This window comes from Nonomuraea sp. NPDC050478, assembly GCF_044458265.1.
Lineage (GTDB): Bacteria > Actinomycetota > Actinomycetes > Streptosporangiales > Streptosporangiaceae > Nonomuraea > Nonomuraea ferruginea.
In genome coordinates this window covers 279634-294281 of the sequence record NZ_JBITHT010000005.1, presented here as the reverse complement: position 1 = coordinate 294281, position 14648 = coordinate 279634, and the positions used below count along the sequence as shown (strand labels likewise).

The 14648-nt window shown below is 70.0% G+C and carries 15 protein-coding genes; 10 read left to right on the top strand and 5 right to left on the bottom strand.

What is annotated here, in order from left to right; translation table 11 throughout:
• The first annotated feature begins 86 nt into the window (after positions 1–86).
• A complete protein-coding gene (locus ACIBF7_RS26200) occupies positions 87–1061 on the top strand; it encodes a glucosyl-3-phosphoglycerate synthase (RefSeq protein WP_271275463.1) in 975 nt (324 codons plus the stop codon).
• Positions 1058–2191, top strand: a complete 1134-nt coding sequence (locus tag ACIBF7_RS26195; RefSeq protein WP_148033957.1) for a glycosyltransferase — start codon at positions 1058–1060, stop codon at positions 2189–2191. Before ACIBF7_RS26200 ends, ACIBF7_RS26195 begins: the two co-directional genes overlap by 4 nt.
• On the opposite strand, the gene ACIBF7_RS26190 is transcribed toward ACIBF7_RS26195, so the two are convergent.
• On the bottom strand, positions 2163–2957 hold the full coding sequence (locus ACIBF7_RS26190) for a universal stress protein (protein ID WP_261808810.1): 795 nt from the start codon (positions 2955–2957) through the stop codon (positions 2163–2165). The genes ACIBF7_RS26195 and ACIBF7_RS26190 overlap by 29 nt on opposite strands.
• Positions 2958–3034: 77 nt before the next feature.
• On the opposite strand from ACIBF7_RS26190, the gene ACIBF7_RS26185 reads away from it, so the two are divergent.
• From ACIBF7_RS26185 to ACIBF7_RS26175, 3 genes are all read left to right on the top strand, one after another.
• Positions 3035–3343 (top strand): hypothetical protein, encoded by a 309-nt coding sequence (locus tag ACIBF7_RS26185; protein ID WP_271275462.1) that lies wholly within the window; start codon positions 3035–3037, stop codon positions 3341–3343.
• 66 nt (positions 3344–3409) lie between these two features.
• Positions 3410–3976 (top strand): phosphatase PAP2 family protein, encoded by a 567-nt coding sequence (locus ACIBF7_RS26180; RefSeq protein WP_271275461.1) that lies wholly within the window; start codon positions 3410–3412, stop codon positions 3974–3976.
• 4 nt (positions 3977–3980) lie between these two features.
• Positions 3981–4910, top strand: a complete 930-nt coding sequence (locus tag ACIBF7_RS26175; protein WP_364226291.1) for a threonine/serine dehydratase — start codon at positions 3981–3983, stop codon at positions 4908–4910.
• On the opposite strand, the gene ACIBF7_RS26170 is transcribed toward ACIBF7_RS26175, so the two are convergent.
• The 4 genes from ACIBF7_RS26170 to ACIBF7_RS26155 all read right to left on the bottom strand — a co-directional run bounded on the left by ACIBF7_RS26170 (position 4889) and on the right by ACIBF7_RS26155 (position 7473).
• A complete protein-coding gene (locus tag ACIBF7_RS26170) occupies positions 4889–5467 on the bottom strand; it encodes a hypothetical protein (RefSeq protein ID WP_261808809.1) in 579 nt (192 codons plus the stop codon). The genes ACIBF7_RS26175 and ACIBF7_RS26170 overlap by 22 nt on opposite strands.
• Before the next feature lie 96 nt (positions 5468–5563).
• Positions 5564–5992: a large conductance mechanosensitive channel protein MscL gene (mscL, locus tag ACIBF7_RS26165; RefSeq protein ID WP_148033954.1), complete on the bottom strand. Its 429-nt coding sequence runs from the start codon at positions 5990–5992 to the stop codon at positions 5564–5566.
• 283 nt (positions 5993–6275) lie between these two features.
• A complete protein-coding gene (locus ACIBF7_RS26160) occupies positions 6276–6467 on the bottom strand; it encodes a DUF397 domain-containing protein (protein WP_397198373.1) in 192 nt (63 codons plus the stop codon).
• 157 nt (positions 6468–6624) lie between these two features.
• Positions 6625–7473, bottom strand: a complete 849-nt coding sequence (locus tag ACIBF7_RS26155) for a helix-turn-helix domain-containing protein (protein WP_397198372.1) — start codon at positions 7471–7473, stop codon at positions 6625–6627.
• A gap of 250 nt (positions 7474–7723) precedes the next feature.
• Between ACIBF7_RS26155 and ACIBF7_RS26150 the strand changes: the two genes are divergently transcribed.
• The 5 genes from ACIBF7_RS26150 to treZ all read left to right on the top strand — a co-directional run bounded on the left by ACIBF7_RS26150 (position 7724) and on the right by treZ (position 14641).
• Positions 7724–7990: a hypothetical protein gene (locus tag ACIBF7_RS26150; RefSeq protein WP_397198371.1), complete on the top strand. Its 267-nt coding sequence runs from the start codon at positions 7724–7726 to the stop codon at positions 7988–7990.
• Positions 7987–8523 (top strand): hypothetical protein, encoded by a 537-nt coding sequence (locus tag ACIBF7_RS26145; protein ID WP_397198370.1) that lies wholly within the window; start codon positions 7987–7989, stop codon positions 8521–8523. Before ACIBF7_RS26150 ends, ACIBF7_RS26145 begins: the two co-directional genes overlap by 4 nt.
• 161 nt (positions 8524–8684) lie before the next feature.
• A complete protein-coding gene (gene glgX, locus ACIBF7_RS26140; protein WP_148033950.1) occupies positions 8685–10778 on the top strand; it encodes a glycogen debranching protein GlgX in 2094 nt (697 codons plus the stop codon).
• Complete coding sequence (gene treY, locus ACIBF7_RS26135; protein WP_397198369.1) at positions 10771–12939, top strand: malto-oligosyltrehalose synthase; 2169 nt, start codon at positions 10771–10773, stop codon at positions 12937–12939. The genes glgX and treY overlap by 8 nt, the downstream gene beginning before the upstream one ends.
• On the top strand, positions 12929–14641 hold the full coding sequence (gene treZ, locus ACIBF7_RS26130; RefSeq protein WP_364226301.1) for a malto-oligosyltrehalose trehalohydrolase: 1713 nt from the start codon (positions 12929–12931) through the stop codon (positions 14639–14641). The genes treY and treZ overlap by 11 nt, the downstream gene beginning before the upstream one ends.
• The last annotated feature ends 7 nt before the right edge of the window (positions 14642–14648 follow it).

The window sequence follows — 14648 nt, the reverse complement described above, 5'->3', positions numbered from 1 at the left end:
CCTCCAGAAAACAAACAAATACGTTCGAAGAGTCATCAAGGGGGCAGTTGTCGCCGACCTGACCTCCAAAGATCGGGGTTGACTGCATGAAATCAGATCTGGAGGCCTTGACGAGGGTCCGGGAATGGTACGGACTCCACTCCAGCACGGCCGCCGAATGGCCGGTCGACTCTCTCCTGCTGGCCAAGGGAGCCACCACGGTGAGCGTGGTGCTGCCGGCCCACAACGAGGAGTCGACGGTGGGCGACATCGTCACCGCGATCCGCCGCGACCTGGTGGAACGGGCTCCGCTCGTGGACGAGATCGTCGTGGTCGACTCCCTGTCCACCGACGCGACCGCCTCCAGGGCGGCCGCGGCGGGCGCCCGGGTCGTCGCCCAGGAAGCGGTGCTCTCCCACCTTCCGCCGCTGACCGGGAAGGGCGAGGCGCTGTGGAAGGGGCTGGCCGCCACGACCGGGGACATCGTCGTGTTCGTGGACGCGGATCTGCGCGACTTCGGCTCGCACTTCGTCTCCGGCCTGCTCGGGCCGCTGCTGCTGGACCGTGACATCCAGTTCGTCAAGGGCTCGTACGAACGCCCGTACACGGGCGCGGACGGGGTGGCCCACCGCGGCGGCGGCGGGCGCGTGACCGAACTCGTGGCCCGCCCGCTGCTCAACATGTTCTGGCCGGAGCTGTCCGGCTTCGCCCAGCCGCTCGGCGGCGAGTACGCGGCCCGCCGCGAGGTGCTGGAGCAGGTCCCCTTCGTCACCGAGTACGGCGTCGAGTTCGGGCTGCTGGTGGACCTCCTGCAGCTCGTCGGCCTGGACGCGATGGCCCAGGTGGACCTGGGCGTACGGGTCCACACCCACCAGTCGGTGGCCGCGCTCGGCCGGATGGCCGGGCAGATCATGCTGACCGCCTGGTCCCGTCTGGAACGCCAGGGCCGCCTCGTCTCCCCGGAGTCGCCCGCCCACACGCTGTTGCAGTTCGGCCTGGATGGGCAGGCGGACCTGGTGGACGTGGGCGTGGCCGAGCGGCCGCCCCTGGCCACTCTCGTCTTAGAGGAGGACGTGGCTTGAACATCCTGCTGAACGCCGGGCCCTGGCTCCCCGTACCGCCTCCTGGATACGGCGGCATCGAGAACGTCGTCGCCACCCTGATCCCCGAACTGCGCGCTCGGGGGGTGCGGGTGGTGCTGGCCTCGGTGGGGACGAGCGCCATCGAGGTGGACGAGCTGATCAGCGTCTACGCCGACGGCCAGTTCCCCCACCTGCAGAAGCCGTACAACCAGGTCATGGGCATCGCCCACGCCCACCAGGCGCGCGTGGCCGAGGAACTGCGCCGCCGCGACGACATCGACCTCGTCCACGACCACCTCGAAGTGGTCGGCCCCGGCGTGCTGGCGGCGCTGGACGGCCCGCCCGTCCTGCACACCCTGCACTGGGACCTGCACAAGCACGCCGCCTTCTACGACTCCTTCCCTCACAAGATCGCCGTCAACGGCGTCTCCCACTCCCAGCTCGCCCGCGCCCCCGAGGCGCTGCGCCGGGCCGCGCTGGGGGCCGTGCACCTGGCCACCCCGCTCGCGGGCACCGGCCTGCGGGTCGAGCGGGGCGAGCACCTGGTGGTCATGGGCCGCGTGTGCGGGCTCAAGGGCCAGCACGTGGCCGCCCGCATCTGCCAGAAGCTCGACCTGCCGCTGACGCTGGCCGGCCCGGTGAGCGGCCTCGACACGCCCGCCGAGCTGGAGGCCGTCGCCCAGGACCCGTCCCACCCGCTCTACGGCCACCCCGACGTGCGCTACCTCGTCGACCACGTCTCCACCTACCTCGACGGCGACCGCGCCACCTGGATCGGCTCGGTCGGCGGCGAGGACCGCGACCGGCTCTACGCCTCCGCCCGCGCCTCGTTGTTCCCCATCCAGTGGGACGAGCCGGGCGGCACCGCCGTCGTCGAGGCGCTGGCCCTGGGCGTGCCGCCGGTCGGCCTGCGCCGCGGCTGCCTGCCGGAGATCATCGACCACGGCCGCACCGGCTTCCTCGCCGACACCGAGGAGGAGCTGGCGGAGTGGATACTCCGGGTGGACGAGATCGACCCGGAGGAGTGCCGCCGCGAGGCCGCCCGCCGCTTCTCACCGGCCGTCATGGCGGAGCGCTACCTGGAGCTGTACGAGCGGGCGATCAGGAGAAGCCCCGTGGCAGCACGGTGACCGGGACCGGGGCGGCGCGCAGCATCTTCATCGCCAGCTCGCCCAGGAACACCCGGTGCGGCTGGGCGTCCTCGCTCGCCGCGCAGATCAGCAGCTCGCCCGGGAGCCACGTGGCGGTCTCCATCGCGGCCGCCACGTCGTGGCCCTCGGCGACGTCGGCCTCCGCCTCGATCCCCGCGGTCTCCCAGGCCAGGCGCACGGCCAGCGCCAGGTCGTCGCGGATGCGCTCGGGATCGTCGGTGCGCAGGTCGAAGGTGATCAGCCGCAGCGGCACGCCCAGCCGCAGCGCCGCCTGCGACATCCGCGCCACCGCCTCGTCACACTGCGGCCGGTGCACGTACGCGAGCGTGAGCCTGGACAGCTCGCCGGTCGGCGCGAAGCCGGACGGCGCCACCATCACCGCCTCCGGCGACAGGTGGAGCAGGTGGTCGCCGGTGCTGCCGAGGGCGATGCGGCCGTGCTGCCCGCCGGCCGCCGACCCGACCACGATCAGGTCGGCCTTGATCCGGCTGGCCAGCACCCCCAGCCCGCGGCCGGCGCCCCGGCTCTCGAACGCCATGTACTCCGACGGGACGTCCTCCAGCGCCACGCCCGCCTCCGCCAGGTTCGCCTGGGCCTCCACCGCCCGCCCCGGGCTGCCGGGCGGGTAGATCGAGGCCACCGTGAGCTCGCCGCCGGTGACCCGCGTGATGGCCGCGCCGAGGGCCAGCGCCTCCCGCCCGCCCGCGTCGTGGGTGTAGCCGACGATCACGTGCTCTCCGATCACGAAAGCGTCTTTACCCGCTTCGAGCAGGGAATACGCCGTCATTGCAAAGCGTTGCACAACAACGGAGGCGAAAGGAATTGAAGATCACTCTTGACACCAAGTTCATGGGTTCGTCCGGCATGATCACCCTGCGTGACGCCGTCGGGCAGCTGAGGGCCCAGGACCTCGCCTGTACGGTCGCGGGTGACAAGGTAGGGGCGAAGGCGCGGATGTTCGCCGAATGCGTCGAGCGCGGTTTCACGCCGCTCCGCAGCGAGATCATGGCCGCCTGCTACATGGCCGAGCGCGACGCCGTCACCGAGTCCTTCGAACGCGGCCTCATCACCCGGGGCGAGCTGGAGCAGACCCAGCTGGCGCTGTCGAGGCGCTTCCTCGGCTCCACCTGATCTTCCTCCTTTCTGACGGCACATCGCGGTGCCATCTCCTCGTAAAGTCGTGTCCATCACCTGTTAATGGATTGGACACGTGTGTACCGCGACATCGTCGACTTCGCACTCACCACGCCGGCCTGGCTGCACACCCTGGCCGAGGTCGGCACCGACGCCGGCCTGTTCATCTTCGCGGCGTTGTTCCTCGTGTGCTGGTGGCGCGCCCGCCACGCTCCCGCGCGGGACCTGGCGATCGCCATCGCCGGACCGGCCGGGATCGTGGGCGCGTACGTGATCAGCGAGGTGCTGAAGCTCCTCGTCAGGGAGGACCGGCCGTGCCGGGGCGGCGTCGTGACGATCGCCGCCTGCCCGCCGGCGGCGGACTGGTCGTTCCCCAGCAACCACTCGGTGATCGCCGCCGGGGCCGCCGGAACCCTCATGCTGGCCTGGCGCGCGCTCGGCTGGGTGGTGGTGCCCCTGGCCGTCGTGATGGCGTTCTCCCGGGTGTTCGTCGGCGTGCACTACCCGCACGACGTGATCGCCGGGTTCGTGCTCGGCCTGACCCTCGCGCCGCTGCTGGCCCTGCTGATGGTCGGCGCCGTCACCCCGGTGGTCCGCCTGGCCCGCGCACGCCTGTCCGCCGTAGGTTGAGCGCATGGAACTGGTGACGGTCGAGGACATCCGGGCGGCCGCCGGGCGGATCGAGCCGGTCGTCGTCCGCACCCCGCTGGTGCCGGTCGGAGACCTCCTGGTCAAGCCCGAGAGCCTGCAACGGGTCGGCTCGTTCAAGATCCGCGGCGCCTACAACGCGGTGGCCCGGCTGCGCCCCGCCGGGGTCGTCACCCACTCATCGGGCAACCACGGCCAGGCCCTCGCCTACGCGGCGGCGAGCTTCGGCGTGCCCTGCGTGGTCGTGGTGCCCGAGGGCACGCCCCGCGTCAAGACCGACGCCATCCGCCGCCACGGCGCCGAACTCGTCGTGGTGCCGCCCGACCGGCGCCTGGCCGCCGCCGCCGAGGTGGCCGCCGGGCGCGGCCTCACGCTGGTGCCGCCGTACGACCATCCGGATGTGATCGCCGGGCAGGGCACGATCGGGCTGGAGATCCTGGCCGACCTGCCCGACGTCGAGGTGGTCGCGGTGCCGGTCAGCGGGGGAGGGCTCGTCTCCGGCATCGCCGCCGCCGTCAAGGCGCTGCGCCCCCGCGCCGCCGTGATCGGCGTCGAGCCCGAACTGGCCGCCGACGCCGCCGAGAGCCTGGCCGCCGGCCGGCTCATCACCTGGGAGCCCGCCCGCACGTTCCGCACCAGCGCCGATGGCCTGCGCGCCGAGCTGTCGGAGCTGACCTTCGCCCACCTGCGCGCGCACGTCGACGCCGTCGTCACCGTCACCGAGGACGAGATCCGCGCCGCCATGCGCCACCTGGCCACCGCCGGCCGCCTGGTGGCCGAGCCGAGCGGCGCCGTCGCCACGGCCGCCCGCCTGTCGGGCAAGCTGCCGCGCGGGCTGACGGTGGCGGTGCTGTCGGGCGGCAACGTCGACCCCGCCCTGCTGTGCGAGGTGCTTCAGACCGCCGACCAGGAGTGACGGCTGAGGAACCCCCGCTCGCCCGTCGCGTACTCGTGGAAGGCGCGCCGCACCTCCTCCAGCTCCGCCACCTCGGCGCGCACCATCGCGCCCTCCTTGTACTCCAGCTCGTAGCCGGGGGAGACCTGGATGAAGTGGTGGCCGAACGTCACCAGCGCCACGAACGGGTTCTGCGGCGACATGGTGCCGAGCACGTCGTGCACCAGCCCCAGATCGGGATCGTGCACGATGAGCCCGTCGCCGGTGTGGAGCTGCATACCCTGGTAGACCCCGAGCGGTGCCACGTTGTGGACGAGGTCGCGCTGCGGGTCGTAACACACCAGCCCGTACGCGCGCGCGACCTCGAACACCTGGGCCGACATCTCGTCCATGGTCTCCAGGTCCATCGTCACCAGCACGTGGTCCCCGTAGACGGTGACGGTGCCCGGCAGCTCCTTGGCGACCTCCGGCAGCTCCCTCTGAACGGGCTCGCCCTTGCGGACCTCCAGATAGGCGGCCCGTGCCTGGTCCCTGGAGACGGGCACGGGCGCGTCCCACACCATCAACTCAACGCTCACCCGTCCATCTTGTCGGACCAAGGCCGCACTTGATGGGGTACCAGCTGGAACCGAGCCGAAACCGCGCCCTGACGCAGCCCGCCCGGCGTGGCGTCGCTACGTGGTGGCGGCCGGCTTCTCCGTCTCGGGCACCAGCTGGATCGTGCAGTGCATGCACCGGCGGGCCTCGATCGGGATCTCGCCCAGGCACTCCGGGCACTCCTTCGTGGTGGCCGCCTTGTCGCGGTCGAACAGGGTGACGAGCCGCGTCATCGGCAGCACGACCAGCCAGTAGACCACCGCCGCGATGATCAGGAAGGTGATCAGGTGGTTGAGGAAGTCGCCGTACTTGAACTCGCTGCCGTTGACGGTGAACGAGTATTGCGCGAAGTCCGGCTGGCGCCCCCCGGTGACGGCGCCGATCAGCGGCGTGATCAGGTCGCGGACGAGGGCCTGCACGAGCCCGCTGAAGGTCGCGCCGACGATGACGGCCACCGCCAGCTCGACGATGTTGCCGCGCAGCAGGAATTTTCTGAAACCAGCCATAGCAGGCAACCGTATGTAGGCGGCCAAGCACAGGTCAACATGGGGTTTCAGACGGCGTCGAAGCGTCCGGCTTTGACCGTCTCTCGGTCGTGGTCGAGCGCCATTGCTGTCGTGGATGAGGATTCTGTCACTATTGCGCCACGTATACGCAATTGCCGGTCGTTCGCAGGAGGGTCGGGTGGAAAAGCGGTAGGTCGGATACCCGTGTCTACCGCTTTTTCCTGAATGGGCTAGTTCTCGCGTCCCTGGCGGGAAGAAGAGCAGAAGCGGCGTCTTTCCCTGATCAGCTATTTTTGATCTTGTCGAGGAACGCCGTATAAGCCTGATGTGAAAGAACGATCATGTGGTCGTCGGTCCGCTTGTTGTCCCGGATCGCGATGCGGTCACCGGGAAGTGCGGCGACCTCCACGCAACTACCGTTGTTGCACCGGCTCGAACGGCGCCATGATCTGCCGTCCTGGTTGTTCTTGCCCAATGAGCGCTCCTTGCTGACTGGCGGGCTCCTCGGATGGAGTCGCCGGACTGAGGCAAAGATTTCGGGACATGCCCTGGGCGGCTTTGGGCGTCGTAGAGACGTTTTGTTGCCGCTTGCCTTGCATGGTACTTGCCTCAGGTAATTGCCAGCAGAAGTTTCACATTTCCTTGTTCATGAAGTAGTCGCGCCGGGCGAGGATCATCTTGACGGAAGCGGCAGGGCTGAGCGCATCTGCGCGGAGATGATCTATTACCTCCCGGAAACGACTGACTTGGTTGGGTTTCTCCTCGAAGATGTGACCCGCCCTCGTTTCCATGAACACCATGTCCGCGATATCGACATTCCGGTCGAACTCCAGGAGCATGAAGGCGCTGTCGAACCCCATGTGCGCGCCCACTTCGAAGGGCACCACCTGGATGGTCACTTGCGGTTGCTCAGCGACCTGGGCAAGTTGGTCCAGTTGCCGCTTCATGACCGCGGCTCCGCCGATGTGCCGGTGGAGAGAGGATTCGTCCAGCAACACCCAGTAACGCGGCGGGTTCGGCCGCCGAAGGAGCTCCTGGCGTCGCATGCGCACGTCCACCTGCCGCTCCACGAGCGACGCGTCCTTGCCCGGGAAGAATCCCCGGATGACGGCCCGGGCGTAGTCCTCGGTCTGCAGCAGGCCGGGGATCGTCGTCGTCTCGTACTCGGTGATGGCCTTCGCTTCGTTCTCCAGGTCGATCAGCGGCCCGAATTCGATGCCCTCGCCCTGGTGCCACCAGCCCTGCTGCCGGGCGTCCTTGGCGAGCTCCATGAGCTCGGTTGGATTCTCGACCCCGTAGAGCCGGCCGAGATCGCGGACGTCGCGAAGGCTGGCACGCCGCTGGCTCGTCTCGATGCGGCTGATCTTGGCAGGGGAACAGAGGAGGTGCTCAGCGACCTGGGCGATGCTCAGGCCCGCCTCCTGGCGTAGATCGCGCAGTCGCCGGGCGAGCTGGCGTTGACGGAGTGTCGGGCTGGTCATCGATCTCCGTCCGCTCGCCTGTGGACTGCGGCGCCTTCTGCAGTGTCGGGCGATCGGGTGTCGTTCGAAGGGCTGGGATGTGCACAGGTCATAACGGCCCTCTGTGGTGCGACGCTTACGCTCGTTCTAACCCAAGCCAGGTGCCTGAGGCAAATGAGTAAGGCAACCGTCACTGTCACAGCCTATCGGCAATTGCCATATGCATGTAGCAATGGCAACAAACAAGACGGTATCCCCAAGGATCAAACCTATGCATGTGACCGGCACGATCACTGAGAAGGGCGTCCACATCGGCTTCGGCTCCACCCTGCTGCGCTTCCTCGATCGATGGGCCTGCCGCCGCTTCGACGAGCGCGCGAGAGCGGCAGGATGGCGCGTACGCAGCCCGGCCCCGCTGATCAGGATCTACAGCAGGACCGTGGAGCAGGCGCTGGTCACGTGCCGCGCCTGTCGTGGCACCGGATCCACCGGCCGCGGGCCGTGCCTGGACTGCTTCGGGTCAGGAGAGAGCCCGTGAGCATCCTCGAAGACCTGCGTCTGCTCACCCCTCCGATCCTCCGCCCGCACCCGCCGACCGTGCTCTGGCGGTGGAGGTACGAGATCGGCCTCGCCGGGGTCCTGGCGTACGCGGTGGCGGTGGCCACCGGGCCGGCGCTGATCGCCATCGCGGCGGTGCTCGTGATGGTCGCCCTCTGGCCGCCCGCGCGGTCGGAGGTGTGGGGGCGGATCCGGTGCGTGGTCACCGCGCACCGGATCCGGGTCGGGTTCGTCGAGGCGTACGTCGTCAGCAGGCGAGGCAAGATCCCGGCCATCCTGTGGTGCGCGCCCGCGCCGTTCGGGGAGCGGGTGTGGGTGTGGTGCCGGGCCGGCATCACCGTGGCGGACATCGAAAGAGGCCGGGAGAGGATCGCCGGGGCGTGCTGGGCGGCCGACGTGGTGGTATGCCCGCATCCGCGCACTCCGCACCGGGTCATGCTGGAAGTGGTCCGCCGTCCCCGGGCGTGGGATCCGGACCCGTACGAGAGGGCTTCGGCCCGCGGTTCCCCGTGAACCGTCCAGCCGGCGGTGAGCCGGGCGGCTCACCGCTCGCCCGTACGAGGTGATCGGAGCGGAACGAGGGGAAGGTACTGGTCGCGTCAGCGGGAAACGAGGCCGGGCTTGTCCGGTAGGGCGGGGGAACGGAACATGGGAGGGACCGGGAGGAAGCCTCGATGATCGAAATCTGGCCGGGAGATCCTTACCCGCTCGGGGCGACCTATGACGGCGCCGGCACCAACTTCTCGCTCTACACCGAGGTCGCGGATGCGGTGGAGCTGTGCCTGTTCGACGAGGACAACCGCGAGGAGCGGGTGAAGCTCACCGAGGTCGACGGCTTCATCTGGCACGGCTACCTGCCGGGCATCGGGCCCGGCCAGCGCTACGGCTACCGGGTGCACGGTCCGTACGACCCGGCGCACGGGCTGCGCTGCAATCCGAACAAGCTGCTGCTCGACCCGTACGCGATGGCGATCGAGGGCGGGGTGACCTGGCACGAGGCGGCGTACGGTTACCGGTTCGGGCATCCCGACACCCGCAACGACCTCGACTCGGCCCCGTACGTGCCGCGCTCGATCGTCGTCAACCCGTTCTTCGGCTGGGGTCACGACCGGCCGCCGGCGACCCCGTACCACGACACCGTGATCTACGAGGCGCACGTGCGGGGGCTGACCATCAGCCATCCGAAGATCCCCGCGCGGGTGCGCGGCACCTACGCCGCGCTCGGCCATCCGGTGATCACCGACCATCTGACGAAGCTGGGCGTCACGGCGCTGGAGCTGATGCCGGTCCACCAGTTCGTCACCGACCACGTCCTGGAGCAGCGCGGGCTGTCCAACTACTGGGGCTACAACTCGATCGGCTTCTTCGCGCCGCACAACCGCTACTCCAGCACCGGGCAGCGCGGCCAGCAGGTGCTGGAGTTCAAGGCCATGGTGAAGGCGCTGCACGAAGCCGGCATCGAGGTCATCCTGGACGTCGTCTACAACCACACGGCCGAGGGCAACCACCTGGGGCCGACGCTGGGCTTCCGCGGCATCGACAACCCCAACTACTACCGGCTGGTCGACAACGACAAGCGCTACTACATGGACACCACCGGCACCGGCAACAGCCTGCTCATGCGCTCACCGCACGTGCTGCAGATGATCATGGATTCGCTGCGTTACTGGGTCATCGAGATGCACGTCGACGGGTTCCGGTTCGACCTGGCCTCGACGCTGGCCCGGGAGCTGCACGAGGTCGACCGGCTGAGCGCGTTCTTCGACCTGGTGCAGCAGGACCCGGTGCTGTCGCAGGTCAAGCTCATCGCCGAGCCGTGGGACGTCGGGCCCGGCGGCTACCAGGTGGGCAACTTCCCGTCGCGGTGGACCGAGTGGAACGGCCGCTACCGCGACACCATCCGCGACCTGTGGCGCGGCCAGCCGGCCACGATGCCGGAGTTCGCCTCCCGCTTCACCGGGTCGAGCGACCTCTACCAGGCCGACACCCGCCGCCCCGCCGCCTCGATCAACTTCGTCACCTGCCACGACGGCTTCACGCTGCGGGACCTCGTCTCGTACGACCACAAGCACAACGAGGCCAACAAGGAGGGCAACCGCGACGGCACCGACGACAACCGGTCCTGGAACTGCGGCGCGGAGGGCCCGGCGGGCTGGGCCATCGAGTCCCTGCGCGAGCAGCAGAAGCGCAACTTCCTGACCACGCTGTTCCTGTCGCAGGGCGTGCCGATGCTGTCGCACGGCGACGAGCTGGGCCGCACCCAGCAGGGCAACAACAACGGCTACTGCCAGGACAACGAGCTGACCTGGGTCGACTGGTCGGACGTGCGGGAGAACTGGCTGCTGCTGGAGTTCACCCAGAGCCTGGCGGCGCTGCGCAAGAAGCATCCGGTCTTCCGCCGCAGGCGGTTCTTCTACGGCAAGCCCGTACGGGGACTCAGCGACATCGCCTGGCTGACCCCGTCGGGCGAGGAGATGACCGACAGCGACTGGAACGTCGGCTACGCCAAGTCGCTGGCCGTCTTCCTCAACGGCGAGGCCATCACCGAGCCCGACCGGCGCGGCCGGCCCATCAGGGACGACTCATTCCTGCTGCTGTTCAACGCGCACCACGACACCATCCGCTTCACGATCCCCAAGGACTACGGCGAGATGTGGCAGACCGAGATAGACACCGCGATGCCGATCAGATTGGACGTGCGCATGTGCCGCGCCGGGGAGGGCGTGGCGGTGCCGGGGCGGAGTGTGCGGGTGCTGCGCCGTGTCTGATTCCCTGACCAGGCCCGTCTCGACCTACCGGCTGCAGCTGACCCCCGACTTCGGCTTCGCCCAGGTGGCGGAGATCGCCGGCTACCTGCGCGACCTCGGGGTCAGCCACGTCTACCTGTCGCCGATCCTCCAGGCGACGCCCGGCTCCCTGCACGGCTACGACGTCACCGACCACTCCAGGATCCGCGAGGAGTTCGGCGGCGCGAAGGGCTTCCGCGAGATGGCCGAGCAGCTCGCGGCGCACGATCTCGGCGTCGTGCTCGACCTGGTGCCCAACCACATGAACACCAGGAACGCCGCGTTCTGGTCGGTGCTGAAGGACGGCCCGGAGTCCCCGTACGCGCGCTGGTTCGACATCGAGTGGGAGGACGGCAAGGTCGCGCTGCCCGTGCTCGGCGACGACACCGAGCCGGTCGTCGACGGCGACGTGCTGCGTTACCACGAGCACGAGTTCCCCTATCCGGGCCACTACCGGCTGGTCGACTGGCGGGAGGGGCCCGGCTACCGGCGTTTCTTCGACGTGTCCACCCTGATCGGGCTGCGGGCCGAGGACCCGGAGGTGTTCTTCGCCACCCACGAGGTGATCTTCTGGCTGCTCGACGAAGGGCTGGCCGACGGGCTGCGGGTCGATCACCCCGACGGCCTCGCCGACCCCCGGGGCTATCTGGAACGGCTGCGCGCCAGGTCCGGCGGCACCTGGACGGTCGTGGAGAAGATCCTCATCGGGGAGGAGCGGCTGCCCGCCGACTGGGCGTGCGACGGCACCACCGGCTACGAGACGCTCAACCGGGTCACCGGCCTGTTCGTCGACCCCGGTGGCAAGCGGCCGCTGGTCGAGCTGTTCACCCGGCTGACCGGCGAGCCCGCCGACTACCGGCAGGTCATGACCCTGGCCAAGCAGGAGGTCGTCGACCTGTTCTTCGGCGCCGAGGTGAGCCGGCTGGCCCGCGCCGCCTCCTGCGACCCGGCGGCGGTCGCCGAGCTGCTCGCCGCCATGCCGGTCTACCGGGCGTACGTGGTGCCGGGCGAGCCGCCGCCCGCCGTGTCGGTCGAGATCGTCGAGGGGGCGGCAGCGGTCTGCTCCTCCGCCGTCCACCCGCTCGTCGAGCAGGTCCTGCACGGGCCGCCCGAGGTGATCACCCGGTTCCAGCAGGCCTGCGGTCCCGTCATGGCCAAGGGCGTCGAGGACACCGCGCTCTACCGGTGGTTCCCGCTGTCGTGCCTGAACGAGGTCGGGTGGGAGCCGGACCACTTCGGCGTGCCGGTCGAGGAGTTCCACGACTACTGCGCGGCCATGCCGCCGCACACCATGACCACGCTGTCCACCCACGACACCAAGCGCTCGGAGGACGTGCGGGCCCGGCTCTCGGTGCTGTCGGAGCTGCCCGAGGAGTGGGAGAAGGCGGTGTCGGAGTGGTCGGCGCAGGTCGCCTTCGACCGCCGGCTCGACTACCTGGCCTGGCAGAACCTCATGGCCGCCTGGCCGATCTCGGCCGGCCGGTTCACCGACTACCTGCTGAAGGCGGCGCGCGAGGCCAAGACCGCGATCTCGTGGGTGCGCCCCGACCCGGACTACGAGCGGGGGCTGCGCGCGTTCGCCGAGGCGGCGGTGCGGCTGCCGGTCGGCGAGTTCACCGAGCGGATCGACCGCTACGCGATGGCGAACTCGCTCGGGGCCAAGCTCGTGCAGCTCATGATGCCCGGCGTGCCCGACGTCTACCAGGGCAACGAGACGACCGACTTCTCCCTGGTCGACCCCGACAACCGGCGGCCCGTCACATATCCGCGCACCCCCGCCTCCGCCTGGGACGCCGCCAAGCTCCGGGTCACCACCCAGGCGCTGCGCCTGCGCCGGCGCGTCGGCCCCGCCGCACCGTACACGCCGCTGCGCGCGGACGGCGCGGCGGCGGAGCACGTGATCGCGTTCGCCCGAGGCGGCGACGACCCCACCGGGACCGGTGTCGGCGCGCGGGCCGTCGCCGTCGCCACCCGGCTGCCCGTCGGCCTGGAGCGGCGCGGCGGCTGGGGCGGCACCACGCTGTCGCTGCCGCCGGGCACCTGGCGCGACCTGTTCGGCGGCGGCGTGCACACCGGCCGGGTCCCCCTGGCCCACCTGCTCGGTTCCCTTCCCGTCGCACTCCTGGAGCGAAATGATCTTTGACGTGTGGGCCCCCAACGCCACGGCCGTCGAGGTCCTGGTCCTGGGCGAGCGGCGCGGGCTGTCCGCCGGGACGGACGGCTGGTGGTCGCTCGACGTGCCGGACGCCGCGCACGGCACCAGCTACGCGTACGTGATCGACGGCGACGGCCCCTACCCCGACCCCCGCTCCCGCCGGCAGCCCGAGGGCGTCTTCGGGCCCAGCGCCGTGTACGACCACGCCCGCTACACCTGGTCCGACCACGACTGGAAGGGCCGCGACCTGCGCGGCGGGGTGATCTACGAGCTGCACATCGGCACGTTCACCCCCGAGGGCACGTTCCAGGCCGCCGCCGGCAGGCTGGACCATCTCGTCGAGCTGTGCGTCGACTTCGTGGAGATCATGCCGGTCGCGCCGGTGCCCGGCACCCGCAACTGGGGCTACGACGGGGTCGACCTGTACGCGGTGAACGAGACCTACGGCGGGCCCGACGGGCTCAAGACCTTCGTCGACGCCTGTCACCGGGCCGGCATCGGCGTCATCCTCGACGTGGTCTACAACCACCTGGGGCCGTCGGGCAACTTCCTGCACCCGTTCGGCCCGTACTTCGGCGGGTTCGAGGGGAGCTACTGGGGCGAGGCGGTCAACCTGGACGGGCCCGGCTCCGACGTGGTGCGCCGCTACTTCATCGAGAACGCGTTGCAGTGGCTGCGCGACTACCACGTCGACGGCCTGCGGCTGGACGCCGTACACGCGCTGCACGACAAGCGCGCCACCCACCTGCTGGCGGAGCTGGCCGAGGAGGTGGACGCGCTGTCGTGCGCGACCGGCCGGCCGCTGACGCTGATCGCCGAGTCCGACCTGAACGACCCGCGCATGGTGCGTTCCCTGGACGCGGGCGGCCTGGGCATGACCGCCCAGTGGAACGACGACGTGCACCACGCGCTGCACACCGCGGTGAGCGGCGAGACCCACGGCTACTACGCGGACTTCGCCGGGCTGTCCGCCCTGGCGAAGGTGTTCACCGACGGCGTCCTGCACGACGGCGGCTACTCCAGCTTCCGCCGCCGCTCCCACGGCCGGCCCTACACCGGCGTCCCCGGCCACCGGTTGGTCGCCTGCCTGCAGAACCACGACCAGATCGGCAACCGGCCGATGGGCGACCGGCTGCCGATGCCCGCGCTCAAGCTCGGCGCGGGCCTGCTGCTGACCTCGCCGTTCACGCCGATGCTGTTCATGGGGGAGGAGTGGGGGGCGGGGACGCCTTTCCTGTTCTTCTCCGACCACGCCGAGCCCCACCTGCGCGAGAGCGAGGGCGGGCGCAGGGAGAAGGAGTTCGAGGGCTTCGGCTACACGTGGGAGGCGCCCGACCCGTCGGCGGAGGAGACGTTCCTGAGCTGCAAGCTCGACTGGCAGGAGCTGAAGGACGAGGCGCACTGGTCGCTGCTGTGCTGGTACCGCGACCTGATCGCGCTGCGCAAGGCGCTGCCCGAACTGACCGACCCGCGCCTCGACCGGGTCAGGGTGGAGACCGATCCGGCGGGGAAGTGGCTGGTCGTGTGGCGGGGCGAGGTGTGCGTGAGCGTGAACTTCAGCACGGACACGGTCACGGTGCCGGTGCCGCTGGGCGGGCTGCTGCTGTCGTCGGACGAGCCGGTGGCGGAGGACGGGCAGGGGGTACGGCTCCCGGGCCAGTCCCTGGTGGTCCACCGCCCTTCCGGCTGAAGGCCCG

Coding starts and splice junctions, on each gene's coding strand:
- ACIBF7_RS26200 (WP_271275463.1), top strand. CDS start 87: ATGAAATCAGATCTGGAGGCCTTGACGAGGGTCCGGGAATGGTACGGA.
- ACIBF7_RS26180 (WP_271275461.1), top strand. CDS start 3,410: ATGGATTGGACACGTGTGTACCGCGACATCGTCGACTTCGCACTCACC.
- ACIBF7_RS26175 (WP_364226291.1), top strand. CDS start 3,981: ATGGAACTGGTGACGGTCGAGGACATCCGGGCGGCCGCCGGGCGGATC.
- mscL (WP_148033954.1), bottom strand. CDS start 5,992: ATGGCTGGTTTCAGAAAATTCCTGCTGCGCGGCAACATCGTCGAGCTG.
- ACIBF7_RS26155 (WP_397198372.1), bottom strand. CDS start 7,473: ATGACCAGCCCGACACTCCGTCAACGCCAGCTCGCCCGGCGACTGCGC.
- ACIBF7_RS26150 (WP_397198371.1), top strand. CDS start 7,724: ATGCATGTGACCGGCACGATCACTGAGAAGGGCGTCCACATCGGCTTC.
- glgX (WP_148033950.1), top strand. CDS start 8,685: ATGATCGAAATCTGGCCGGGAGATCCTTACCCGCTCGGGGCGACCTAT.
- treZ (WP_364226301.1), top strand. CDS start 12,929: ATGATCTTTGACGTGTGGGCCCCCAACGCCACGGCCGTCGAGGTCCTG.